This is a genomic window from Streptomyces sp. NPDC086077 (assembly GCF_040686175.1).
GTDB lineage: Bacteria > Actinomycetota > Actinomycetes > Streptomycetales > Streptomycetaceae > Streptomyces.
This window is the reverse complement of the sequence record NZ_JBFBJT010000058.1, coordinates 1-22,169: the sequence shown is the minus strand read 5'-3', so window position 1 is coordinate 22,169 and position 22,169 is coordinate 1. Positions and strand designations below refer to the sequence as shown.

Annotated in this window: 23 protein-coding genes, 1 tRNA gene and 3 pseudogenes; 18 read left to right on the top strand and 9 right to left on the bottom strand. The window is 70.2% G+C overall.

What is annotated here, in order from left to right:
- Nucleotides 1-35 precede the first annotated feature (35 nt).
- The 4 genes from AB0O67_RS18610 (at nt 36) to AB0O67_RS18595 (ending at nt 4,730) form a co-directional block, all read left to right on the top strand.
- Entirely contained in the window at nt 36-2,318 is a 2,283-nt protein-coding gene (locus AB0O67_RS18610) for a (Fe-S)-binding protein (protein WP_365451301.1), read from the top strand.
- A complete protein-coding gene (locus AB0O67_RS18605; protein ID WP_365451299.1) occupies nt 2,315-2,482 on the top strand; it encodes a hypothetical protein in 168 nt (55 codons plus the stop codon). Before AB0O67_RS18610 ends, AB0O67_RS18605 begins: the two co-directional genes overlap by 4 nt.
- Nucleotides 2,483-2,492: 10 nt before the next feature.
- Entirely contained in the window at nt 2,493-3,437 is a 945-nt protein-coding gene (locus AB0O67_RS18600; RefSeq protein ID WP_365451297.1) for an RNA polymerase sigma-70 factor, read from the top strand.
- Between the two features lie 102 nt (nt 3,438-3,539).
- Nucleotides 3,540-4,730, top strand: a complete 1,191-nt coding sequence (locus AB0O67_RS18595; RefSeq protein WP_365451295.1) for an FAD-dependent oxidoreductase — start codon at nt 3,540-3,542, stop codon at nt 4,728-4,730.
- A 151-nt stretch (nt 4,731-4,881) separates the two neighbouring features.
- Here the strand turns inward: AB0O67_RS18595 and AB0O67_RS18590 are convergent, their stop codons facing one another.
- Complete coding sequence (locus AB0O67_RS18590; RefSeq protein WP_365451293.1) at nt 4,882-5,205, bottom strand: GYD domain-containing protein; 324 nt, start codon at nt 5,203-5,205, stop codon at nt 4,882-4,884.
- Between the two features lie 295 nt (nt 5,206-5,500).
- On the opposite strand from AB0O67_RS18590, the gene AB0O67_RS18585 reads away from it, so the two are divergent.
- On the top strand, nt 5,501-6,175 hold the full coding sequence (locus AB0O67_RS18585; protein WP_365451291.1) for a hypothetical protein: 675 nt from the start codon (nt 5,501-5,503) through the stop codon (nt 6,173-6,175).
- A 13-nt stretch (nt 6,176-6,188) separates the two neighbouring features.
- Here AB0O67_RS18585 and AB0O67_RS18580 read toward each other — a convergent pair whose 3' ends face one another.
- Complete coding sequence (locus tag AB0O67_RS18580) at nt 6,189-6,518, bottom strand: antibiotic biosynthesis monooxygenase (RefSeq protein WP_365451289.1); 330 nt, start codon at nt 6,516-6,518, stop codon at nt 6,189-6,191.
- 246 nt (nt 6,519-6,764) lie between these two features.
- On the opposite strand from AB0O67_RS18580, the gene AB0O67_RS18575 reads away from it, so the two are divergent.
- Nucleotides 6,765-7,673, top strand: coding sequence for a Yip1 family protein (locus tag AB0O67_RS18575; protein WP_365451287.1), 909 nt, complete (start codon nt 6,765-6,767; stop codon nt 7,671-7,673).
- A 119-nt stretch (nt 7,674-7,792) separates the two neighbouring features.
- Nucleotides 7,793-7,963 (top strand): annotated as a pseudogene (locus AB0O67_RS18570) (YdcF family protein); the annotation flags it as partial.
- Between the two features lie 378 nt (nt 7,964-8,341).
- Here AB0O67_RS18570 and AB0O67_RS18565 read toward each other — a convergent pair.
- Both AB0O67_RS18565 and dcd read right to left on the bottom strand, forming a co-directional pair.
- The gene (locus AB0O67_RS18565) at nt 8,342-8,851 is read right to left on the bottom strand and encodes a phosphoribosyltransferase (RefSeq protein ID WP_365451285.1); all 510 of its coding nucleotides are present in this window, start codon (nt 8,849-8,851) and stop codon (nt 8,342-8,344) included.
- Nucleotides 8,852-8,960: 109 nt separating this feature from the next.
- A complete protein-coding gene (gene dcd, locus AB0O67_RS18560; RefSeq protein WP_067436944.1) occupies nt 8,961-9,536 on the bottom strand; it encodes a dCTP deaminase in 576 nt (191 codons plus the stop codon).
- A gap of 538 nt (nt 9,537-10,074) precedes the next feature.
- On the opposite strand from dcd, the gene AB0O67_RS18555 reads away from it, so the two are divergent.
- A tRNA-Gly gene (locus AB0O67_RS18555) sits at nt 10,075-10,148 on the top strand.
- Nucleotides 10,149-10,163: 15 nt separating this feature from the next.
- Here AB0O67_RS18555 and AB0O67_RS18550 read toward each other — a convergent pair.
- Entirely contained in the window at nt 10,164-10,298 is a 135-nt protein-coding gene (locus tag AB0O67_RS18550; RefSeq protein WP_365451283.1) for a hypothetical protein, read from the bottom strand.
- A 192-nt stretch (nt 10,299-10,490) separates the two neighbouring features.
- Between AB0O67_RS18550 and AB0O67_RS18545 the strand changes: the two are divergent.
- The 3 genes and pseudogenes from AB0O67_RS18545 to AB0O67_RS18535 form a co-directional block, all read left to right on the top strand.
- A pseudogene (locus AB0O67_RS18545) lies at nt 10,491-10,764 on the top strand (hypothetical protein); the annotation flags it as partial.
- An 871-nt stretch (nt 10,765-11,635) separates the two neighbouring features.
- Entirely contained in the window at nt 11,636-11,839 is a 204-nt protein-coding gene (locus tag AB0O67_RS18540) for a cold-shock protein (protein ID WP_189725621.1), read from the top strand.
- Nucleotides 11,840-12,317: 478 nt separating this feature from the next.
- A complete protein-coding gene (locus AB0O67_RS18535) occupies nt 12,318-13,205 on the top strand; it encodes a hypothetical protein (RefSeq protein WP_365451280.1) in 888 nt (295 codons plus the stop codon).
- A gap of 21 nt (nt 13,206-13,226) precedes the next feature.
- On the opposite strand, the gene AB0O67_RS18530 is transcribed toward AB0O67_RS18535, so the two are convergent.
- From AB0O67_RS18530 to AB0O67_RS18520, 3 genes are all read right to left on the bottom strand, one after another.
- A complete protein-coding gene (locus tag AB0O67_RS18530; protein ID WP_365451278.1) occupies nt 13,227-14,234 on the bottom strand; it encodes an ABC transporter in 1,008 nt (335 codons plus the stop codon).
- Entirely contained in the window at nt 14,231-15,178 is a 948-nt protein-coding gene (locus AB0O67_RS18525; protein ID WP_365451276.1) for an ABC transporter ATP-binding protein, read from the bottom strand. Before AB0O67_RS18525 ends, AB0O67_RS18530 begins: the two co-directional genes overlap by 4 nt.
- Before the next feature lie 104 nt (nt 15,179-15,282).
- Complete coding sequence (locus tag AB0O67_RS18520; protein WP_365451274.1) at nt 15,283-15,495, bottom strand: DUF4287 domain-containing protein; 213 nt, start codon at nt 15,493-15,495, stop codon at nt 15,283-15,285.
- A 226-nt stretch (nt 15,496-15,721) separates the two neighbouring features.
- Between AB0O67_RS18520 and AB0O67_RS18515 the strand changes: the two genes are divergently transcribed.
- The 4 genes from AB0O67_RS18515 to AB0O67_RS18500 all read left to right on the top strand — a co-directional run bounded on the left by AB0O67_RS18515 (nt 15,722) and on the right by AB0O67_RS18500 (nt 19,442).
- The gene (locus AB0O67_RS18515) at nt 15,722-16,336 is read left to right on the top strand and encodes a TerB family tellurite resistance protein (protein WP_365451272.1); all 615 of its coding nucleotides are present in this window, start codon (nt 15,722-15,724) and stop codon (nt 16,334-16,336) included.
- 178 nt (nt 16,337-16,514) lie between these two features.
- Nucleotides 16,515-16,784, top strand: coding sequence for a MerR family transcriptional regulator (locus tag AB0O67_RS18510; RefSeq protein WP_365451337.1), 270 nt, complete (start codon nt 16,515-16,517; stop codon nt 16,782-16,784).
- Between the two features lie 127 nt (nt 16,785-16,911).
- Nucleotides 16,912-17,115 (top strand): cold-shock protein, encoded by a 204-nt coding sequence (locus AB0O67_RS18505; RefSeq protein WP_007383480.1) that lies wholly within the window; start codon nt 16,912-16,914, stop codon nt 17,113-17,115.
- A 236-nt stretch (nt 17,116-17,351) separates the two neighbouring features.
- Entirely contained in the window at nt 17,352-19,442 is a 2,091-nt protein-coding gene (locus AB0O67_RS18500) for an NAD(P)/FAD-dependent oxidoreductase (RefSeq protein WP_365451269.1), read from the top strand.
- 18 nt (nt 19,443-19,460) lie between these two features.
- On the opposite strand, the pseudogene AB0O67_RS18495 reads toward AB0O67_RS18500, so the two are convergent.
- Nucleotides 19,461-19,658: pseudogene (locus tag AB0O67_RS18495) on the bottom strand (serine hydrolase); the annotation flags it as partial.
- 135 nt (nt 19,659-19,793) lie between these two features.
- Here AB0O67_RS18495 and AB0O67_RS18490 point away from each other — a divergent pair.
- The 3 genes from AB0O67_RS18490 to AB0O67_RS18480 form a co-directional block, all read left to right on the top strand.
- Nucleotides 19,794-20,102: a trypco2 family protein gene (locus AB0O67_RS18490; protein ID WP_365451267.1), complete on the top strand. Its 309-nt coding sequence runs from the start codon at nt 19,794-19,796 to the stop codon at nt 20,100-20,102.
- A gap of 113 nt (nt 20,103-20,215) precedes the next feature.
- Nucleotides 20,216-21,763, top strand: coding sequence for a hypothetical protein (locus AB0O67_RS18485; RefSeq protein ID WP_365451265.1), 1,548 nt, complete (start codon nt 20,216-20,218; stop codon nt 21,761-21,763).
- A 207-nt stretch (nt 21,764-21,970) separates the two neighbouring features.
- On the top strand, nt 21,971-22,169 hold a 199-nt coding region (locus AB0O67_RS18480), incomplete at its 3' end, for a hypothetical protein (RefSeq protein WP_365451263.1).

Sequence of the window (22,169 nt, the reverse complement as noted above, 5' to 3'; positions counted from 1 at the left end):
TAGTAATCTCCCTCGCAGGCCCGAGGAGCCCCCAAATGCAACTCGCCGCGATCATCGTGTCGCTGGTCCTGACCGTGGTCGGCGTCGCCCTGCTCGCGCGCGCCATCGGTCAGTTCGTCCGGTATTTCAAACTGGGCCAGCCCGTACCCGCCGGCACCCGGACCGACAACCCCTACCAGCGCAGTGTGACGCTGGTGCGGGAGTTCCTCGGCCACACCCGTATGAACCGATGGGGCGTCGTCGGCGTCGCCCACTGGTTCGTGGCCGTGGGCTTCCTGACGCTGCCGCCGACCCTCGCCCAGGCGTTCGGCCAGCTCTTCCAGGCCGACTGGATGCTGCCCGTCATCGGCGGCTTCCTGCCGTTCGAGCTCTACATCGAGTTCATCGGTGTGATGACGATCCTGGGCATCGCCGTCCTCATCGTCATCCGGCTGCTGAGCCTGCCGTCGCGGCCCGGCCGCAAGTCCCGTTTCGCGGGCTCCAAGTCGGGCCAGGCGTACTTCGTCGAGTACGTCATCCTCACCATCGGCCTGGCGATCTACGTGCTGCGCGGCCTGGAGGGCGCCCTGCACCACGTGGACCACTACGAGGCGTCGTACTTCGCGTCGTACCCGCTGGTCCTCGCCTTCAAGGGCCTCGGCGTCGGCACGCTGCAGAACCTGGTCTACCTGGTCGCCATGATCAAGATCGGGACCTCGTTCGTCTGGATGATCGTGGTCTCGCTGAACACGAACATGGGTGTGGCCTGGCACCGCTTCCTGGCGTTCCCGAACATCTGGTTCAAGCGCGAGGCGACGGGCGGGACGGCCCTCGGCGGCCTCCAGCCGATGACGTCGGGCGGCAAGCCGATCGACTTCACCGACCCCGGCGACGACGACGTCTTCGGCGTCTCCCAGGTCGAGCAGTTCTCCTGGAAGGGCCTGCTGGACTTCTCCACCTGCACCGAGTGCGGCCGCTGCCAGTCGCAGTGCCCCGCCTGGAACACCGGCAAGCCGCTCTCCCCCAAGCTCCTGATCATGTCGCTCCGTGACCACGCGCACGCCAAGGCGCCCTATCTGCTGGCCGGTGGCGGCAAGACGATGGAGGGCGAGGAGAAGGCGAGCGAGGAGCAGCTGGCCGGCGTCCCGGCCGCCGCACTCGCGGAGGCCGAGCGCCCGCTGATCGGCACCGCCGAGGAGAACGGCGTCATCGACCCGGACGTGCTGTGGTCCTGCACCACCTGCGGCGCCTGCGTCGAGCAGTGCCCGGTGGACATCGAGCACGTCGACCACATCGTCGACATGCGCCGCTACCAGGTGATGATCGAGTCGGCGTTCCCGTCCGAGGCCGGCACGATGCTGAAGAACCTGGAGAAGAAGGGCAACCCCTGGGGTCTGGCGAAGAAGCAGCGCCTGGAGTGGCTCAAGGAGGTCGACTTCGAGATCCCGGTCGTCGGCAAGGACATCGAGGACCTCACCGAGGTCGAGTACCTGTACTGGGTCGGCTGCGCCGGCGCCCTGGAGGACCGGGCCAAGAAGACCACCAAGGCCTTCGCGGAGCTGCTGCACATCGCGGGCGTGAAGTTCGCGATCATGGGCGGCGACGAGAAGTGCACGGGTGACTCCGCCCGCCGCCTGGGCAACGAGCCGCTGTTCCAGGAACTCGGCATGGAGAACGTCATGGCCCTCAACACGGCGTTCGGCGAGGAGCTGGACGACGAGGGCAAGGTGACCGAGGAGTCCCGCAAGCCCAGGGCCGCCAAGAAGATCGTCGCGACCTGCCCGCACTGCCTGAACACGATCGCCAACGAGTACCCGCAGCTCGGCGGCGACTACGAGGTCATCCACCACACCCAGCTGCTCCAGCACCTGGTCGACGAGGGCAAGCTGATCCCGGTCACCCCGGTCGAGGGCATCATCACCTACCACGACCCCTGCTACCTGGGCCGCCACAACAAGATCTACACGCCGCCGCGCGAGATCATCGCCAGCGTGCCCGGCATCCGCAACGAGGAGATGCACCGCCACAAGGAACGCGGCTTCTGCTGCGGCGCCGGCGGCGCGCGGATGTGGATGGAGGAGCGGATCGGCAAGCGCATCAACAACGAGCGCGTGGACGAAGCCCTCTCGCTGAACCCGGACATCGTCTCCACCGCCTGCCCGTTCTGCCTGGTCATGCTCACGGACTCCGTGAACGGCCGGAAGAACGAAGGCACCGCCAAGGAGTCGATCCAGGTCGTCGACGTCGCCCAGCTCCTCCTCGACTCCGTCAAGACCCCGGTCACCCCGGAGGGCACGGCGGACGCCGAGACCGAATCGGAGCCGGAACCGGTGAAGTGACGGCCCCCGAGGCCCGTGCCGCTCACTTCGACGCCCTCGCCCTGACGGACGGGGGCGTCGGTGCCGTCTCCACCGGCGACCGCTTCGACTCCACCACCCGCGGCGCCTGGCAGTACCCCTTCACCGACCGACCGCGCCCCGACCGTGGCCACGCACCTCGCTAGGATCCGGTCCATGGCCCTGACGGTGAACGACGTCGACCGGTTCGAGGCCTCCAGGCCCCGCCTGGAGGCCATCGCCTACCGGCTGCTCGGCTCCGCGAGCGAGGCGGAGGACGCCGTGCAGGAGACCTTCCTGCGCTGGCAGGCCGCCGACACCGGCCGGATCAGGGTCCCCGAGGCATGGCTGACGAAGGCGCTCACCAACCTGTGCCTCAACCAGCTCACCTCGGCCCGCGCGCGGCGCGAGACCTACGTCGGCCAGTGGCTGCCCGAGCCGTTGCTGGCCGGGGACCCGATGCTCGGCCCGGCCGACACCGCCGAGCAGCGCGAGTCGGTCTCGTACGCGGTCCTCGCCCTGCTGGAGCGCCTCTCGCCCGGCGAGCGCGCGGTGTACGTGCTGCGGGAGGCGTTCGACTACCCGCACCGGGAGATCGCCGAGATCCTCGACCTCACCGAGGCCGCCAGCCAGCAGATCTTCCACCGCGCCAAGAAGCACGTCGCGGACGGCAGGGCCCGCAGCGAGATCGACGCGGCCGCCGCCCGGCGGGTCGTCGACGAGTTCCTCGCGGCGGCCACCAGCGGCGAGACCGAGCCGCTCGTACGGCTGCTCACCCAGGACGCCGTCGCGATCGGCGACGGCGGCGGGAAGATCCCAGCCCGCGCCAAGGCGTTCGAAGGCGCCCTCGCGGTCGCGAAGTTCATGCGGGGCCTGTTCAAACCGGCCAAGGCCAAGCGCGACATGGTCGGCGGCTCGCCCGAGGTCCACGTCACGACCGCCAACGGCGGCCCCGCGATCGTGGCGGTGCTCGACGGCCGGGTCGTCGGCGTCATGTGCCTGGAGATCACCGCCGACGGCATCGCCGCGTTCCGCAACCAGGTCAACCCCGACAAGCTCGCACGCGCGACCAGGCGGTGGGCGGCCGAGGAGCACGGCAAGCCGCTGTTCCACGCCTTCTGACCCCTGCTGCTCCGATGTGAGCTGCTTCACAGCACGTTGCTGTCAGGAAACGGCGGGCTGCCCGGTTCAAGGGGCGAACCCGCTCAAGACAGGAGCATGCAGATGCAGCACCGCATCATCGTCCTCGGAGCCGGATACGCCGGAGCCGTCGCTGCCGGACGCCTCGCCAAGCGGCTGCGCCGCGAAGACGCGGTCATCACCCTCGTCAACGCCGAACCCGACTTCGTCGAGCGCGTCCGGATGCACGAGCTCGCGGTCGGCCGGCACCTCAGGCCGCGGCCCTTCAGCGAGATGTTCGCGGGCACCGGTGTCGTCCTGAAGGTCGCGAAGGTCACCGGCGTCGACGCCGACCGCAAGGCCGTCGCCGTCTCCGGCGCGGACGGCGCCGAGGAAATGGCGTACGACACCCTCGTGTACGCCCTCGGCAGCGGCTGGCACAGCCAGGGCGTCCCCGGCGCCGACGAGCACGCCCACGAGATCGCCAGTCGCCCCGGAGCCCTGCGGCTGCGCGAGCGCCTGGCCCGGCTGGACGCCGGACAGCGCGTGGTCGTGGTGGGCGGCGGTCTCACCGGCCTGGAGGCCGCGACCGAGTTCGCCGAGGCCCGCCCGGATCTCGCCATCGCCCTCGCGGCGCGCGGCGGCCTCGGCGACTGGCTCTCGCCCAAGGGCCGCCGGCATCTGCGGAAGGTCTTCGGCAAGCTCGGCATCACCGTCCATGAGCACACCGCCGTCACCGGCGTCGAGCCCGACCACGTCGTCACCGCCGACGGCACGTCCATCCCGGCCGCGGTCACCGTGTGGACCACCGGCTTCGCCGTCCACCCGATCGCGCGGGCCACCACCCTGGAGGCCGGTGGCAGGGGCCGGATCGTGGTCGACGGGACCATGAGGTCGGTCTCGCACCCGGACGTGTACGTCATCGGCGACGCGGCCGAGGTCGCGGGCCCCGGCGGCAAGCCGCTGCGGATGTCGTGCGCGTCGGGCATCCCCACGGCGTGGCAGGCCGCCGACTCCATCGCGGCCCGCCTGACCGGCGGCAAGCTCCCGCACACGCCGCTCCGGTACTTCAACCAGTGCATCTCGCTGGGCCGCAAGGAGGGTGTGATCCAGTACGTCAGCGGCGACGACCGCGCCCTGCGGGCGGCCCTGACCGGACGGCTCGCCGCCGTCTACAAGGAACTGGTCTGCAAGGGCGCGGCATGGGGCGTCGCCAACCCGACCCTCGGAATGCCGAGCAGACGGCGCCGCGTGGTGCAGGGGGACGCGGCGCGGGTGCCGTCGGCGGCGGCCTGAGAGGCGGCGGCCTCACCGGTACGGCGGGCGCACCCTCGCCGATACGGCAGGCGGCCCTCGCCGGTACGGCGGGCGCACTCGCCAGGAGGGCGCCCGCGTCAGGTCGGCTCACACCCGGGATCGGCTCACGCGCGGGCGGGCCGGACCTGGCTCACGCACCGCCGGGGGCGCGGAAGGGGACTGGCCGACGGGTGGCCTCGTCGATCTCGTCGAGGGTGAGGAGAGGGGTCGCCCGCGTGCGGAGGGCACCGCTGGCCTTGACGGTGAGGCTGACGGCGGCCATGGAGACGGGATCGGGGAAGTCGACGATGAGCACGAGGTCGTCCTCCCCGAAGGCGAAGTACATCGTCTCGACCGTCCCGCCGAGCCCGGTGACGACCTGCTCGACGGCGGCACGACGCCCGCTCGCGCCTTCCTTGAGCAGCCCCTTGGTGCCCTCGGGCGTGTAGGTGGCCTGGATGAGGAACTTCGCCATGGGGGCTCCCTGCCGGCGCTGGTCGGGTGTGCCCCATGACCCTTCCCGCCGCCCGCCGGACCCCCACGCACCCAGCGCCTGGATTCACTCGTTGGACCCCGAAATGATCATCCCACCGCCCCCGGTACCCGCAGGTGACGGAACCGAGACCCTCCCGCATCCCTCTGCCCACAACCCCCCACCTGCCCCGCGTGTCTAGGAACGAGTCACTCGCCGGCCGCACGCCGGCGGCACCCGTACCCACATTTCGGACAGGTGCCGGCCCATGACTCGTCCGTCGAGGAGAGGATGCGCGATGCCTGGTCCCAGAGGTGCGTCGGTGATGGCGGTCATGAGCGGGGTCCTGCTGCTGACCGGATGCCTGGAATCGTCGGGGTCGTCGGGCTCGTCCGACTCCCGGTCCGCCCCGGGCCGTTCCGCCTCGCCCGCCGTGAACGCCTCCCCGGTCGCGGACACCTCCGCCGACGGCCACGCCGCGACCGGCTCGCCCGCAACCCAGGCCGACCCCACCTCCACGAGCCCGGCCGCCCCCACCCCCGCACCGTCGCGCCCCTCCGCCGCCCCGGTCACGGCCGCATCCCCCACGCCCCCCGCGACCCGCCCCACCCCCGCGAGCGACCCCGGCTGCCGCAACCTCACCGCCGGCAGCGACGTGAAGACCGCCGTCACCGGCGCCTACCGGCGCAGCTTCCCCCGCTTCAGCCACATCCAGCCGGCGCCGCAGCAGTTCTTCTACGGTCAGTGCGGCGACGTCCGTTACGCCGCGACCCGCTTCCAGGCCACCCCCGACGCCACGCTCGACGAACTCGTGGCCCTGCAGGACGAGGGCAGCGTCACCAAGTACTTCCGCATCACTTCCACGGGCGGCTGGACCTACGTCGCCAGCGACAACTTCCCCCGTGGGGCCCGGGGCTGCGGTGACATCCCGCAGATCCCCGCGGCCCTTTCGGAGACCTGGGGAAACTGCTGAGCCGTGCGGCCGGTCAGCCCTTGGGCCCGGCCTGCTGCACCACCTCGAACGACCACAGCGTCGACCCCGAGGCCGCGGGCTTGGGCCGCTCCCCGCCTTCCCCGGACCCACCACCCTGGTGGGCGGCCTTCATCGGCCCCTCCATCCACGCCTGGAACGACTCCTCGTCCCGCCACCGCGTGTACACCAGGTAGTTGTCCGTGCCCTCGGCAGGACGCAGCAGCTCGAACCACTCGAAGCCGTCGGAATTCTCGACCGCGTGCGCGCGGGACGCGAACCGCTTCTCCAGGACTTCCCGCTGCTCGGCGGGAACGGTCAGCACATTGATCTTGACTACGCTCATGGCTCCATCCTGCCCGGTGTCCGCCCTCGCGGCAGGCGGCGGGCTGAGCACGGCGGTCGGCCGGGCGCGGCGACGGTGGCACAGCTCCCGTAGGGGACGTCCTGGAGGGTTCTGTTGAATCCGCGGGGAGGCCCGTAAGGGATCTCCACGAAAGGTCCGTAAGGGGTGTCACAGCTCGGCAGCAAAGCCCGGCCCTAAACCCCGGGCTCCGCCCACCGCTTCCCGAGACCAGGTACGTTCGACGACGTGGCTGGATTCAGGATCGGACGAGGCGGCCGGAACGACCGCTCCCCGCACACGCGACCGCAACACCCCCCGCACGGACAGCAGGCGCCGGGGCCGTCGTACGGCTACCCCCAGGCCCCGCGGCCGCACCCGCACCCGGGGCAGCAGAGCTACGGGAACGCCCCCTGGCCGCAGACGAACGGCGGGTACGGCGGTCCGGGCGGCGGCGAGCCGGAGTACTTCGGCGACGACGGCGCGTTCCAGCAGGGCGGGCCGGACCCGTACGCCGCGAACAACCCGGGCCACACGCAGGCCTTCTCGGTCGGCGAGGACCCCTACAACCAGGGCGGCACCTACCGAGCAGGCGCGGCCCCGGCCGCCCCGGTCGGCCCCCGGCTGCACTGGAAGGACCTGCTGAGGGGCATCGTCATGGCCCCCAACCAGACGTTCCTGCAGATGCGCGACTACACGATGTGGGGCCCCGTCCTCATCGTGACCTTCCTCTACGGCCTGATCGCGGTCTTCGGCTTCGACGGCGCCCGCGAGGACGCGATCAACGCCACCCTCTCCAACGCCATCCCGATCGTCCTGACCACGGCCGTCGCGATGGTCCTCAGCGCGTTCATCCTGGGCGTGGTCACCCACACCCTGGCCCGCCAGCTCGGCGGCGACGGGGCGTGGCAGCCGACGGTCGGCCTCTCCATGCTGATCATGTCCATCACGGACGCGCCGCGTCTGGTCGTCGCGATGTTCCTGGGCGGCGACGCCCCCTTCGTCCAGATCCTCGGCTGGGCCACCTGGGTCGCGGGCGGCGCCCTGCTGACGCTGATGGTGTCCAAGTCGCACGACCTGCCGTGGCCGAAGGCGCTGGGCGCGTCGGCGATCCAGCTGATCGCGCTGCTGTCGATCGTGAAGCTGGGCACGGTGTAGCCCGCGTCCCCGACACCACAGGAAGGGCCCCCGGCGATCCCGCCGGGGGCCTTTCCGCGACGCTGAAACAGGAAGGGGCAGCAGAGATCTCGACGCAGGATCGGGCAGATGCCCGGCGCGTCCTGATCAGCAAGCCGTACGAAGAGCGGCGAGCGCACGCCACCGCACGCAAGCTCTGGCCCGAAGTCGAGATCATCAGCGCTTCCACACTGGTCGGTGCGCTGCAGCGAATGATGATCTACCCGGAGCAGGGATTCATGATCAGCCAACCGCTACCCGCCGACCACTGACGAGCCCTCAGTTCGACCTGGGGATTACTGTTACGGGTTTCGATGGAGCGGGCGCCGTCCCACGTGGACGCCAGGAACCACGCCCGCTCCACCTACGAATTGGACGGCAAGGCGCTTTGGGACGCGGGCTACCAAAGCGGTCGGCTCTACTTCTCCCTTGCTCAGGACGCAGCAGAGCATCTGGAGTTCACGCTGAGCGCCGAACACGAAGAGGCTCTCCGGAGCGAGATGGCCTCCTTCGGACGCTCAATGGGGGCTCCGAACACGGTGGACCGACGTCGCTGAAGTTCCATGATCGACCTGATAAGGGTGAGGCTGCCCGACGCCCGCTCACCCCACCCGCCTGAACAGGTACTGGGTCACGCTGCAATGAAGCAGTCAGAGCGCTTCCTTGCTCTGCTTCGGTGCCTCGCCAGACTTATGCACTGGAGGCAACACACTCCACGGGAAGTTGATCCACTCATCGGTGCGCTTCCAGACGTACTCGCACTGCACCAGGGAGTGGGGCTTCTCGTAGATGACGGCGGAGCGCACCTCCGCGACGGCGTCGAGGCAGAAGTCGCGCACGAGCTTGAGCGTCTTGCCGGTGTCGGCGACGTCGTCGGCGATCAGGACCTTCTTGTCCGAGAAGTCGACGACGTTGGGGACGGGCGCCAGCATGACCGGCATCTCCAGTGTGGTGCCCACGCCCGTGTAGAACTCGACGTTCACCAGGTGGATGTTCTTGCAGTCGAGGGCGTAGGCCAGCCCGCCGGCCACGAACACCCCGCCGCGGGCGATGCTGAGCACTATGTCGGGCTCGTACCCGTCGTCCGCGATGACCTGCGCCAGCTCGCGCACGGCGACGCCGAACTGCTCGTAGGTGAGGTTCTCTCGTAGGTCACTCATGTAACTGATGTCACTCTGTCGCTCGGGGTAAGGGCTAGAGGGCTACGGCACTCAGGGACTCACGACTCAGGAACTCAGGTACTGCGGAGCCACTGACCGGCCACGGGGCTCAGACCTGGGTCCGGTGGAAATTGAGGAAGGACCGGGAGGCGGTGGGCCCGCGCTGCCCCTGGTACCGCGACCCGTACCGCTCGCTCCCGTACGGGAACTCCGCGGGCGAGCTGAGCCGGAACAGGCACAGCTGGCCGATCTTCATGCCGGGCCAGAGCTTGATGGGGAGCGTCGCGAGGTTGGACAGCTCCAGGGTCACATGCCCGGAGAACCCGGGGTCGATGAACCCGGCGGTGGAGTGGGTGACGAGCCCGAGCCGCCCGAGCGAGCTCTTGCCCTCCAGGCGGGAGGCGAGGTCGTCGGGGAGCGTGATGACCTCGTACGTCGAGGCGAGCACGAACTCGCCGGGGTGCAGGATGAACGGTTCGTCGCCCTCGGGCTCGACCAGCCGCGTCAGGTCGGCCTGCTCGATGGAGGGGTCGATGTGCGGGTACCGGTGGTTCTCGAACACCCGGAAGTACCGATCGAGCCGCACGTCGACACTGGACGGCTGCACCATGGATTCGTCGTAGGGATCGATCCGTACCCGCCCGGCGTCGATCTCGGCCCGGATGTCCTTGTCTGAGAGAAGCACGCCCCGAGGATACGCAAGGCGCGCGGAGCCACGACAATCGCGACGGCTCCACGCGCCCACGGCGAGACCTGTGTCTCTCGGTATCTCTCTTGTCCCTACCGCTTGTCTCTACCGCTTCTGAAGACTCACCGGCACGACACTGCGCAACCGCGCGCAGCGCGGACAGCGCAGGAGCCGACCAGGGCCGAGGCGATCGGCCTTCTGCATCGGGAACGAAGCGGTGGTGAACACGTGCCCATCGGCACAACGGACGACGGTGCGCTCCATCAAGTCCTGAAGTCCCTTCCCCAAAGAGCCGCGTCTGGCTGACGCCCTGACGAGGAAGGCCACATTACGGGATGAATGGGACGGCCCTCCAGGCGGCACTCCGACCCCGCCCAGCCCCTCTCCCACACCCCCACCGTATGCCCCAACTCCCGCCCCCCGCACCCGTATCCCACCCCCTGAACAGCCGCAGGCCCCGCGGTCTCAGCACCGGGGGCCTGCGATGAGGTACAGTAAGCGAGCATTCCGACACCGACCTCGGTCGGCGTCTTACGCGGGTGTAGTTTAATGGTAGAACATCAGCTTCCCAAGCTGAGAGCGCGAGTTCGATTCTCGTCACCCGCTCCACGCGAAACCCCCAGGTCATCGGCCCGGGGGTTCTTTGTTGTCCAGACCGGTGGGCGGCTGACGCACCACAACCGCACCCTCCTCGGCGTTCTGGATCGCTCGGTCAAGCTCAGCAGCCGTGACACGCAGGTACTCACCGATCATGCTCATGGCCGGAGATTGGGCGAGGCCACTGACGACGGGCGTGGGACGGGCCGTCTCAGTTTCCGTCCCCTGCAGCCCAGTTCACCGACCAACAACGGGGGAGACGGCGGTGAAAGCAGCCAAGCCTGAATCAGTATGCGCTTTGACCTTTCACCCAGGTCAGCGCCGGAGCTGCAGGCCATGGGCGGTGGCGGGTCCATGGCGACCACCGCGTTCGTCGTCCGGGACAAGCGCGGGCCTGACGGGCCTGGCGGCGCTGGGCGCGGCGCTCCGGGGCGGCCGGTACGCGTGGACGCTGCCGTTCGCCTGGCTCTCGCTCTCGTTCGTCGCCCGCCCGCCCGCCACGAGTACGCCGATGCTGGTGGCGACCTGGATGCTGCTGCCGCCCGGCACACCGGCGGGCACCTGGACGGCCCTGCTCCTCTGCGTCGCCGGCACCGCGGCGTACGCCCTGGCGGGACCGAGGCGGTAGCCGGTCCGGGACGAGGGATCGGTGCGGGTCGGAATCCTCGCGGCCCTGCACACGCCGTCGCCTCCCAGGCCGAAAGGGCGAGTTCGGTTCCGGTCCGCCGCTGAGACGCCACCCCCAGGTCATGGACTCCGGGGGTGGCGTCGCGTGCGGAGGGGGCAACCACCCGTTCCGTACGAGCCCTTGTACGTCTGCCGGTCGGCGGTGATCCTCGTGCGGCCGGTGAAGGAGCCGGTGCCGGTGCCGGTGCCAGACGTTGCCGGCGGTGTCGCGGGCCACGAAGTCGGCCTCGCCGTCGCCGGTGATGTCACCCACGCCCACGACGTCGTTGTAGGACGAGCCCCAGTAGTCGGAGACCTTCACGCGGCTGCGGCCGCCGGCCGACCAGTCGTTGACACACGGAACCGGCAGGTCGCCTCCGCGCCGGCCCCGCCCACGACGTGCACGCCGCCCGGCCCAGAAGCACTGTCACAGGCCACGGGCCGGGGCGCGCTGCGATGTGACCTTCGTCGCGGTGGTGGATTCCTGGCGTGTGCGCCGTGGTGCCGGGCGTCGGCGGCGGGGCCCGTGGCGCGTCCCCCATCCACGGAGGTCACAGGGCTGTGCACCGCCGTGCGTGACAGGAAGGCCGCGCCGACGGAGGGCAATATCTGTGCTTGCGGCATGAGAAATAGGTGCGGGGCCCGGCGAGTATTCCCGGGCCGTCAGCCTGATCGAAATCATCGACAGTGCAGGGCCGATCGCACCGTGCTACTGTCGATCTCAGTTGCAGGTGTGGTTGCCAGAAGAATTCATTTCCGACGGGGTAATCATCACGGCGACAAGGAATTGACACTCGGTTAATTCCTGAAACCGCCTCCGAAGGAGAATTGAAATGGCTACTGGCACCGTGAAGTGGTTCAACGCGGAAAAGGGCTTCGGCTTCATCGAGCAGGACGGCGGCGGCGCCGACGTCTTCGCCCACTACTCGAACATCGCCACCCAGGGCTTCCGCGAGCTGCAGGAAGGCCAGAAGGTGTCGTTCGACATCGCACAGGGCCAGAAGGGCCCGACGGCCGAGAACATCGTCCCCGCCTGACACCTATGCACGCGTTGCCGGTGATCCGGGTCACATCGACAGGGGATCCGGTCTTCGACCGCGACGCGGAATGTAAGACCAGTCATCACTTTATTTCACTCGCGGCGACCGTTTTATTACCTTAATCCTTCACCCGTTTGCTGCGCATCCGGCGGAATGGGGTGCCGTTAGTTTGGATATGACCAAGGCAACCAGGGACGGTTTTTTCGGCCTGTTGGCGAGTCAGCAGCGAGGGGGCAAGGCTGCGGGACATGCGGTGACGCTGGGTCCCTACACTTATATTCCGGCCCCGGCCCACTGCTCGGCCAGTGTCAACGGAACACTCACCAAAGACGGTCCCCCGGTCACACTCCGGGCCACCGAGCCGATTCTCCGCAATTTCCTGGACGTCATGGCCGAACTGGAAGACGATCTTGCGCGAAGGTGGCTCGGGCCCCAGGGCTCGGCCGGCTTCACAGCGGCGAAATAGCGACTCGCCATGTACACCCACAGCCATGGCACTCATGGCGACCATGGCACCCACGGCACCGGCCGGCACCGCGGTCCGGCCGACGACGCCTACCCACAGCCCCTGGTTCCCCCGGACTCCGCCTGGGATCCCGCCGAGGAGCTGGCGTTCATGCTCCAGGACGCACTGGCGGAGGAGCCTCCCTACATCCCTCCGGCGGACGCGTCGGTCACCGATCCCGTCCCCGGCTCGCCGCTCGGAAACCTCCAGGAGATCACTGCCGAGCTGCCGCCACTGAGGGATTCCCCGAAAGGTCACCGCAAGCCCCGTGCGCGCGTCGGCCGCAACGCGTTGCGCGCGGTCAGCCGGTTTCTCGCCGCGTTGGCGGCGGTCATCGCGTGCAGCGTGAGTTTCTTCGGCGGAATGGCCGTCTACGAACCGCTGCGCCTTTCTGTTTCCCGAACACACGACGGCATTGTTTCCTTGTGGCCCCTGTTGATCTACGGCCCCTGGCTGGTGGCCTCGCTGTCCGTCCTGCGGGCCGCGCTCCATCAGCGCAGGGCAGTGCACTCCTGGTGTGTGATTCTTCTTTTTTCGACTGCGGCGATGCTTTTATGTGTCGCGCAGGCGCCCCGGACGGTCGTCGACACCGTGACGGCTGCCCTGCCCGGGCTGGCGGCGCTTGCCTGCTTTCAGCAGCTCGTAAGGCAGATCACCCTGACCCGTCCGCCCCGGCGCTCGCTGCCCCGGCACCGCTCGCGGCCGCCCGCCGCCTCGCCCGGCGCCGAGGAGCCGCGCGGTTCCGCGCCGCGGGAGGGCCGCCGGGAGACCCCGGGTTCCGCCGGTTCCTCCCGGACCCCGCGCGACCGGGACTCCTCGTCCCGGCTGATTCCGAAGCAGGGCGCCACCCGCCGGTAGGCGCCCTGCCCGGGCCGGGTGTCAGACGAGGCGCTTGCGTCCCCACAGGAAGAGGAACGCCACGACGGCCGCGGTCAGGGCGAACAGGATCGCCGCGCCGAGCCACTGCATGCCGGCCATCTGGGACATCGGCAGATAGTCCACCGACCAGCCGACCACGTCGGCCTGCTTCAGGCACAGTTCGCGGGCCTGCTCCGTCTCCGACTCGACACAGGTGCTCCAGCCGAGCAGCTCCCCGCCGCCGGTGAGGTACGACTGGTCGATCTGGTGGGCGGCGTCGGGCAGGACCGGGAACGAGTCCTCCGCGAGGACGCCCTTGTTCGTGGTGACCGTGATCACGTCGCCGAGCGCCAGCCGCAGTTCGCCCCAGACGAGCTGGGCGGCGACGGCGAACCCGAAGGTGACCACCATGGCCGTCAGCGTGCGGCGCAGGACCACGCCGATCGCCACCCCGCACACGACGGTGAAGAGGGTGAGGGCGACCGGCACCGGGCCGGTGGTGTCGAAGGCGGCACCGCTCGTCCAGTCCATCACCGTGGTCTGCCCCTTGACCGGCGCCCACCACCAGCCGAACGCGACCGACAGCGCACCCGTGCTCGCCGTGAGCACCAGCGCGGTCAGCCCCAGCTTGGTGGCCAGCCAGCGGGTGCGGCTCGCGCTCTGGGCGGCCACCAGTTTGGCGGTGCCGTGCTCCAGGTCACCCGCGAGCAGCGGGGCGCCGACGAACACGCCGAGCACCACGGGGATCAGGCCCAGCGCGGCGGAGACGGGGCCGAAAGCGGCGGCGTACGGCGCGAACTCGGTGCCCAGGTCGTCGAGTCCGCTCGCGGGCCAGCCGTAACCGGTCAGGAAGTCGATCATGCGGTGCCGCTGGAAGACGATCCACGCCAGCAGGAGCACGCTCGCGCCGAGCAGGGTCAGGTACGCGGCCCGGTGCTGGCGCCAGACCAGCCAGGTCATGCCGGAGAGGCGGGGGCGGCGGGAGGCGGGGGCGTCGGTGGCGACCGGCGTGCCGGTGAGGGTGCTCATGCGGCCACCGCCCGGGAGCCGTGCACCTGCGCGGTGGGGGTGATCAGCGTGGGCGCGTCGGCGGAGCGCAGATGGGCGAGCAGGAGTTCCTCCATGGTCGGGGCGGCCGTCTCCCAGGGGCCGGTGACCGGCCCGTCGGCACGTACGAGGGCGGTGAACTGCCGTCCTGTGGTGCGGGCTTCGACGAGGGTGTGTCGCGCGAGGCCGGGGGGCAGGCCCTCGTCCTCGCGGACGCCGGTGACCAGGGAGTGCACGGCGAGCAGTTCGTCCACGTCACCGGCGAGGCGCACCGCGCCCGAGGCGATGACCACGAGGTAGTCGCACACGTTCTCCAGCTCGGCCAGGACGTGGGTGGACATCAGCACGGTGGTGCCGCGCTCGGCGGCCTCGGCCATGAGGGTGCCCATGAGCTCGTGCCGTACGACCGGGTCGAGGTCGGACATCGGCTCGTCGAGGAGCAGCAGGTCGGGCCGCTTGCCGAAGGCGAGCGCGAAGGCGACGCGGGTGCGCTGACCGCCGGAGAGCGTCCCCACCTTGGCGTGCAGCGGCACGTTCCCGGCGCGCACGATGTCCTCGGCGGCCCGCTGGTCCCAGCCGGGGTTCAGCTCGCGGCCCATCCGCAGGATCTCGGCCACCGTGAAGCGGCGGTACAGCGGCTTCTCCTGGGCGAGGAACGCCGTACGCCGGCCGGCCTCGGCCGACTCCGGGGCCGCGCCGAACACCCGGAGCGTGCCCGCGGTCGGCTCCAGCACGTTCGCGGCGATGCCCATCAACGTGGTCTTGCCCGCCCCGTTGGGCCCGACCAGCCCGCAGATCCGCCCGGCCGGCAGCCGGAACGAGCAGTCCCGCAGGGCCCAGCCCCGTCGGTAGCGCACCCCCACGCCGGAGGCCTCCAACGCCGTGTCCCCGGCGTACTGACCGTCACTCACGTCATCCACCACCATTTAACTACTTGATTAGTGGAATGATGATGGAAGGCGGCGGGGGCTGCTGTCAACGTCGTTGGCCTTCGCCCGCGCCGCCGCTCCGCGCCTGACCCGCCGGGCGGCTACCTGCCGGAGTCCTCGGCGAGGGTGTGCGCCACGAGCGCGTTGGCGTGACCGTGGCCCAGTCCGTGCTCGGTCTTCAGCCAGGAGACGAGCTCCATGTGCTTCGTCAGGGGCGAGGCGCGGATCAGCTCCTTCCACTCCGCTATGGGACGGCCGTACTTCTTCTCGATCGAGGGGAAGTAGGCGGTGGGGCCCTTCACGGGTGCGGCCATGGCGGTCACGTCCTTCTGTGCTGGGGGAACACTGTTGTTCGCCGTCGGTGATGACCGGCGCAGGGCGGGCAAGTGGTCGTTCCGCCGGGGTGATCCGCGTCACTCCGCCTTGGGCCGTCCGGGCGCCGCCATGGAACTTCGGCGAACGGGCAGGCGTTGCCACGACGACGTGTGCGAACGCACACCGACGACCGGAACGACACGGCTGAAGCCGAGGTGGCACGGGATGGCTATGTGGGATCGGATCAAGGACCAGGCCAAGAGCCTGCAGCAGCAGGCCCAGGGGGCGCGCGGCTCCGGCGCACAGGGTGGGCACGGCGGGCAGGGCGGACACGGCGGCCAGGGCGGGTTCGGTGCTCCCGGCGGTCACGGCCGGCCGGGTTCCGGCTCCTCCGGCGGCTCGCGCGCCCAGCTGGTGAGCACGCTCAAGTCCCAGCTCACGTCCCTGAAGACGGAGCTGAAGAGCGGTGCCTACCGGGACGCCAGCATGGCCATGTGCGCCCTGGTCGCGGCGGCCGACGGGCATGTCGACCCGACCGAGCGGCAGCAGATGGAGTCGCTGATCCTGAACAACGACGTCCTGCAGAACTTCCCGCCGGAGCAGCTGCGGCAGCGGTTCAGCAAGCACGTCGACCAGCTGTCGTTCGACTTCCCGCAGGGCAAGACGCAGGTCATGCAGGAGATCGCCAAGGCGGCGAAGAAGCCGGCGGAGGCCCGGGCGGTCGTCCAGACCGGTTTCGTCATCGCCGGGGCGGACGGCTACATCGCGCCGGCCGAGGAGCAGGTGCTGCGGGAGGCGTGCTCGGTGCTGGGCCTGTCTCCGCAGGAGTTCGGCCTCTGATCCCGCGCAGGCCCTTTCGCTGAACGCAGGGCCACCGGTGAGGGGCGATTCTGTTGCAGCCGACGCAGATATCGCCCCTCGCTCAGGCTAGGGTTTTTGTGTGCCCCCTGATCGTGTGCCCGATGAGCCCGCCCTCTCGGTCGACAACCTCGACGACGACGACTACCCCGCCTACACCATGGGCCGGGCGGCCGCCGTACTCGACACGACGCCGGCGTTCCTGCGCGCCCTGGGCGAGGCCAGGCTGATCACCCCCCTGCGCTCGGAGGGCGGCCACCGCCGCTACTCCCGCCATCAGCTCCGGATGGCCGCCCGCGCCCGGGAACTGGTCGACCAGGGCACCCCGATCGACGCCGCCTGCCGCATCATCAGCCTGGAGGACCAGCTCGCGGAGGCCCGACGGCAGCTGAGGGGCCAGGGAAAAGGACACCACCCCGAAGCCCGCTGAATATCTGTCGCGGCGGGCGCAGAATTTCTGTAGCCAAAAGAGAATACGAGGGCACGAGAATCGCCCAGGCCATATACCCAGGACTGTGCTAGCTTGATAGGAGCACTCGTTTTAAGGGAGATTGAATATGGCATCTGGCACCGTGAAGTGGTTCAACGCGGAAAAGGGCTTCGGCTTTATCGAGCAGGACGGTGGCGGCGCTGACGTGTTCGCTCACTACTCGAACATCGCCACCAGCGGCTTCCGCGAGCTTCAGGAAGGCCAGAAGGTGACCTTCGACGTTACGCAGGGCCAGAAGGGCCCGCAGGCCGAGAACATCGTTCCCGCCTGACGCGTATTGCAGATTCGGGGCCCGCACTCTTCGGAGTGCGGGCCCCGACGCATTGCCCGATCGGCCCGCAAACCTTCCGGCCGGCACCCGTGGCCGTACCCGCCCGGCGCACGGAAGTGAACTGTCCGCTCAGGCGGACCGCGCTCGCCGTCGGCGCTCCGGGGCGCTCGCACGTTCCGGTGGTCGCCGCCTGATCACGCTGTGGGACCCGTGCCGTCCCCCGTATCCAGTGACGTATGGATGACCACGGCACCACAGCCATCACGGCCACCTCGGCCACCTCGGCCACCTCGGCCACCTCGGCCACCTCGGCCACCTCGGCCACCTCGGCCACTCATCGTCCGTTCTCCAGACGGCAGTTCACGGCCGCCGTCGCCGGCAGCACTGCGACGGCCACCGCGCTGGGAGCGGCCGGCGCGGACCCGGCCGCCGCCACGCCCGCCGCTCCCCCGCGGGCACCGGCCGCCCCCTGCCCGCCCCGCTCCACCGCCGACTGGGACACCTGCCTCGCCGTCGCCCGTGCGCTGCTGGTCGTCGACGAGCACGACGAGGCGCTGGTGCCGGCGTACCGGAAAATCCTCGACGACGGGCTGCCCCGTGCGCGGACCAGGCGTGCCAGGAAGGTGCTGGTGGTCGGCGCGGGACCGGCCGGTCTGGTGGCCGCCTGGCTGCTGAAGCGGGCCGGGCACGACGTGACGCTGCTGGAGGCCAACGGCAACCGGGTCGGCGGCCGGATCAAGACCTTCCGCACCGGCGGGCACGAGGACGCGGCGCAGCCGTTCGCCGATCCGCGGCAGTACGCCGAGGCCGGGGCGATGCGGATCCCCGGCAGTCATCCGCTGGTGATGGGACTCATCGAGCGGCTCGGCCTGGAGAAGCGCCGGTTCCACCTCGTCGACGTGGACGGCGAGGGCCGGCCCGTCAACCGCGCCTGGCTGCACGTCAACGGCGTCCGGATGCGCCGGGCCGAGTACGCGCGGTCCCCCCGCAGGATCAACCGGTCGTTCGGGGTGCCACGCGAGCACTGGGACACGCCGTCCGGCACGATCCTGCGCACCGCCCTGGACCCCGTGCGCGACGAGTTCAGCACGGTCGGGCCGGACGGCAGGCGGGTCGACAAGCCCCTGCCGGAAAGGGTCGAGGGCTGGGCGCGGGTGATCCAGCGGTTCGGCGACTGGTCGATGTACCGCTTCCTGACCGAACAGGCCGGCTTCGACGAGCGCACCCTCGACCTCGTCGGCACCCTGGAGAACCTGACCTCACGGCTGCCGCTGTCGTTCATCCACAGCTTCATCAGCCAGTCGCTGATCACCCCCGACACCGAGTTCTGGGAGCTGGCCGGAGGGACGGCGACTCTGCCCGACGCGCTGCTGCGCCAGGTCGCCGACGTGGTGCGGATGGACCGCCGGGCCACTCATATCGAGTACTGGGACCCGGACCGCAGGGGCGACCTCGCCCACGTCCGGCCCGGCGGACCGCACGTGTGGATCGACACGGTGTCCGAGGGGCGCGACGGCAAGGTCGTGCGCGAGCAGTTCACCGGCGACCTCGCGATCGTCACCGTGCCGTTCTCCGGGTTGCGCCAGACGCAGGTCCGGCCGCTGATGTCGTACGGCAAGCGGCGGGCGGTCGCCGAGTTGCACTACGACAGCGCCACCAAGGTGCTGCTCGAATTCAGCCGCCGCTGGTGGGAGTTCGGCGAGGACGACTGGAAGCGGGAGCTCGACGCGGTGCGCCCCGGGCTGTACGAGGAGTACCGGCAGGGCCGGGCGCCCGACGACGGCAGCCTGCTCGGCGCCCATCCGTCCGTGCCGGACGGGCACATCACACCTGGTCAGCGCACCCACTACGCCGCCAACCGCTGGGCCACCCGTGAGCAGCCCGAGGCGGCGGGGATCGTGGGCGGCGGCTCGATCTCGGACAACGCCAACCGCTTCCTGATCAACCCCTCGCACCCGGTGCCCGGCAGCGCGGGCGGTGTCGTCCTCGCGTCCTACAGCTGGGCCGACGACGCCTCCCGCTGGGACTCCCTCGACGACGACGCCCGCCGTCCGCACGCCCTGCGAGGGCTCCAGCAGGTGTACGGCCAGCGCGTCGAGGTCTTCTACACCGGCGCCGGCCGCACACAGAGCTGGCTGCGGGACCCGTACGCGTACGGGGAGGCGTCCGTCCTCCTCCCCGGCCAGCACACCGAACTCGTCGCGGCCATCCGCGCGCCCGAGGGACCCCTGCACTTCGCGGGCGACCACACCTCGGTGAAGCCGTCCTGGATCGAGGGCGCCCTGGAGTCGGGGGTACGGGCGGCGCTGGAGGTGCACCTGGCCTAGTCACACAGGGAGCGGCCGATGGTCGCCGGTGCCGGTCTTGTCGGCCACCGTCCAGCCTCGGGGGACGCCCGCGCGGATGCGGGCGTCCCCGGTGGTGTTGCGCACCAGCCAGTCCTTGAGGAGGGCGCGGCGGTCAGGGGGCAGGGCGTCGCCGAGGACGAGTGCGCGGTAACCGGTGGCGATCGCCCGTGGGCAAGACCGGCACCCTGCCGACGCTGCGCAACGAGGTCGGCGTCGTCGAGTACCCCGACGGCGGCCGCCACGCCGTCCTGCGGGCCGGCCGGGGCGGCGCCTGAGGTCACCGGGCCGTAAGCGGGCACCTCGCCTCCGGTGCCCCGCTAGGATCCCGGCATGGTCGAACTAGCCGAAATGATCCGGGAGTTGAGGAACGAGCTGAACTCCGCCCTGGCCGGTGGCGGCGACGGGCCCGTGCGGTTCGAGCTGGGGCCGGTCGAGATCGAGGCGACCGTCGCGGTGGGGCGGACCGGCGGGGCCGGGGGAAAGGTGCGGTTCTGGGTGGTGGAGGCGGGTGGTGAGGCGCGGGTCGAGTCGTCGCGGACGCACCGGATCTGCCTGACCCTCCAGCCGAAACTCGTGGCACCGGACGGCACGCATCACGACGTGCTCATCACGGGTGATGAGGCGGAAGGGGAACGGTGAGCCGCAGGACGCTCGTTTCGACCCCCTGACGTGGGGGGACGACTGGCCGTACGCTGGTCGGCACTGTCAGTGGTAACTCAGGCGGGACTGGTGGCGGTCGGGAGGTCACGGGGGTGGAAGGGCGCAGCCCTGCGCGGGTTCGCAACGAGTTGGTGGCGGATGTCGTGGACGTCCTTCAGGAGTCGGCGACCATGCGGCACACGAGCAGCGCGGACCTGCTGGTGACCATGCTGGGCCAAGAACTCGGCACCCCGGTGGAGCCGCCTCGCGGCGAGGCGTTACGGCCCTGGCTGCTGCACCTGGTGGAGAAGTGCGCGGGCGTCCCGGACGGGATGCCGTGCCTGGTGCGCTGCCTGGGGTACGTCGAGCAGCAGTCGGCCACTGTGACGGCACTGCACCGGCTGGTGGACGAGTGGGAGGCCGTCGACTTCTTCGACGGGGCGGATCTGCATCAGCTGCGGCCGCTGCTCCAGGAGATCCGCTCCGCGTCCACGCTGGCCGCGATGGCCCGCCGGGCGAGCCGCTCGCGCACCCAGGAGCTGCCGTCCTGGTGCGACACGGGCTGGACGGTGTTCCTGCGCCTGGCAGGTGACAACTCGGCGGCCAAGGAGCTGCCGGTGAGCATGGCGTTCGTGTCCCTGGCCGCCGACCAGCTGGTCGAGGACGGGCAGCTGGACACCGCCGAGCTGCTGCGCCGCTGGAACCGCCGGCAGGCCCGCACGTGGGGCCTGGAGGACAAGATGGCCGAGTGGCAGCGCGGCGGCGCCGTCGCCGAACCGGTGACGTCCTCGCTGATGCCGGCGTATCTGATGATCCAGTTCGAGCCGGACGGCGTGGACCGCGACCGCTACTACCTGTCCCACTGGCGGCAGTCGGACGCCGAGGGCTGGCATCCGGTGCCCGGTGAGACCGTGCACCTGCACCGCGACGAACTCCCCGCCGAGGTCGAACAGCTCATCGAGCAGACGGAGGAACGCTGGTCGGATCTGCGCCAGCCGGTGGTGCTGGAGTTCATCCTCCCGTGGGAACTGCTGGGCGAGCCCGTCGAGTGGTGGCACAAGGAGTCCGACTCGTCCTCCCCGACCCCGCTGGTGATGGACTACGCCGTCCTGGTGCGCAGCTTCGAGCGGCTGCGCAGAGCCTCCTGGCACCGCCCCTGGCACAACAAGTGGCGGCACTTCAAGGAGCGCCCCGCCGACACCCACCCGTACTGGAACCGGCCCGGCCATTCCCACTTCCATCTGGAGCGGGAGCTGAAGGAGGACGAGCACGCCGTCTGCCTGGTGCTGAGTGAACCGCCGGGCACCGACTCGCCCACCAGCCGCCAGGCGTATCTCGCCGGTCTGCGGGCGGGTGTCCCGGCCATGATCTGGCACCGCGGCGACTGCGCCGACCCGGCCTTCAAGGAGGCCGTCGCCGACATCGTGCAGGACCGCGGGCTGGCCGGTCTGATGGAGCGGACCGGAAGATGGCGCAAGGAAGCGCTGGCCGTCGGGCCCGAGGGGTGGGACAACCACGTGGGGCGCCATCTGGCGATCCTGCTCGACGACCCGGAACGCAGACCCGTGCCCCCGGGGCCCGACCGTGCGCGCGGTGACCGGCCGGCCGGGCCCGAGGTGCACGGACCCCCCGCCCGCGAGCCGAAGGGTGACCCGAATTGAACGAGCGTGCGCGTAACCGCCCGCCTGTGTTTCAGGTCGGCCCCAGTGCTTCCGTCATGCTTTCGCGTACACCCGCCGCGAGCCCCCGTGCGCACTTGCTTCACGAGCGGAACCGCTGCAAGGCTTTGCTCGTGGCTGTCACGCATGCCGGGGGTGTGCGGGATTCCGCCACCCGCTCATCGTCACTACGACGCCTTGAGGGCACGCATGCATGATGACGATGGCCAGCGACCGGGAGAGTCCGCGCGGGCACGCCGTGAGGCCGCTCAAGTCCTGAGCCGGCTCGGTGGGCAGCCGGGCGGGCCCGAACCCACGGAAGCGGTTCTGGTCATCGACACCCACCCCACGATGCGGGTGTGGCACGAGACGGTCCGCGACGACCTGGTCGACGAACTCGAACGCGCGA

Excerpts from the sequence above, each read along its gene's own strand:
- AB0O67_RS18490 (WP_365451267.1), top strand. The coding sequence starts at position 19,794 with ATGGTCGAACTAGCCGAAATGATCCGGGAGTTGAGGAACGAGCTGAAC.
- AB0O67_RS18590 (WP_365451293.1), bottom strand. The coding sequence starts at position 5,205 with ATGGCGAAGTTCCTCATCCAGGCCACCTACACGCCCGAGGGCACCAAG.
- AB0O67_RS18515 (WP_365451272.1), top strand. The coding sequence starts at position 15,722 with ATGGCTATGTGGGATCGGATCAAGGACCAGGCCAAGAGCCTGCAGCAG.
- AB0O67_RS18595 (WP_365451295.1), top strand. The coding sequence starts at position 3,540 with ATGCAGCACCGCATCATCGTCCTCGGAGCCGGATACGCCGGAGCCGTC.
- AB0O67_RS18505 (WP_007383480.1), top strand. The coding sequence starts at position 16,912 with ATGGCATCTGGCACCGTGAAGTGGTTCAACGCGGAAAAGGGCTTCGGC.
- AB0O67_RS18520 (WP_365451274.1), bottom strand. The coding sequence starts at position 15,495 with ATGGCCGCACCCGTGAAGGGCCCCACCGCCTACTTCCCCTCGATCGAG.
- AB0O67_RS18600 (WP_365451297.1), top strand. The coding sequence starts at position 2,493 with ATGGCCCTGACGGTGAACGACGTCGACCGGTTCGAGGCCTCCAGGCCC.
- AB0O67_RS18585 (WP_365451291.1), top strand. The coding sequence starts at position 5,501 with ATGCCTGGTCCCAGAGGTGCGTCGGTGATGGCGGTCATGAGCGGGGTC.
- AB0O67_RS18500 (WP_365451269.1), top strand. The coding sequence starts at position 17,352 with ATGGATGACCACGGCACCACAGCCATCACGGCCACCTCGGCCACCTCG.
- AB0O67_RS18510 (WP_365451337.1), top strand. The coding sequence starts at position 16,515 with ATGGGCCGGGCGGCCGCCGTACTCGACACGACGCCGGCGTTCCTGCGC.
- AB0O67_RS18525 (WP_365451276.1), bottom strand. The coding sequence starts at position 15,178 with ATGGTGGTGGATGACGTGAGTGACGGTCAGTACGCCGGGGACACGGCG.
- AB0O67_RS18610 (WP_365451301.1), top strand. The coding sequence starts at position 36 with ATGCAACTCGCCGCGATCATCGTGTCGCTGGTCCTGACCGTGGTCGGC.
- AB0O67_RS18580 (WP_365451289.1), bottom strand. The coding sequence starts at position 6,518 with ATGAGCGTAGTCAAGATCAATGTGCTGACCGTTCCCGCCGAGCAGCGG.
- AB0O67_RS18540 (WP_189725621.1), top strand. The coding sequence starts at position 11,636 with ATGGCTACTGGCACCGTGAAGTGGTTCAACGCGGAAAAGGGCTTCGGC.
- AB0O67_RS18565 (WP_365451285.1), bottom strand. The coding sequence starts at position 8,851 with ATGAGTGACCTACGAGAGAACCTCACCTACGAGCAGTTCGGCGTCGCC.
- AB0O67_RS18530 (WP_365451278.1), bottom strand. The coding sequence starts at position 14,234 with ATGAGCACCCTCACCGGCACGCCGGTCGCCACCGACGCCCCCGCCTCC.
- AB0O67_RS18535 (WP_365451280.1), top strand. The coding sequence starts at position 12,318 with ATGTACACCCACAGCCATGGCACTCATGGCGACCATGGCACCCACGGC.
- AB0O67_RS18550 (WP_365451283.1), bottom strand. The coding sequence starts at position 10,298 with ATGAGCATGATCGGTGAGTACCTGCGTGTCACGGCTGCTGAGCTTGAC.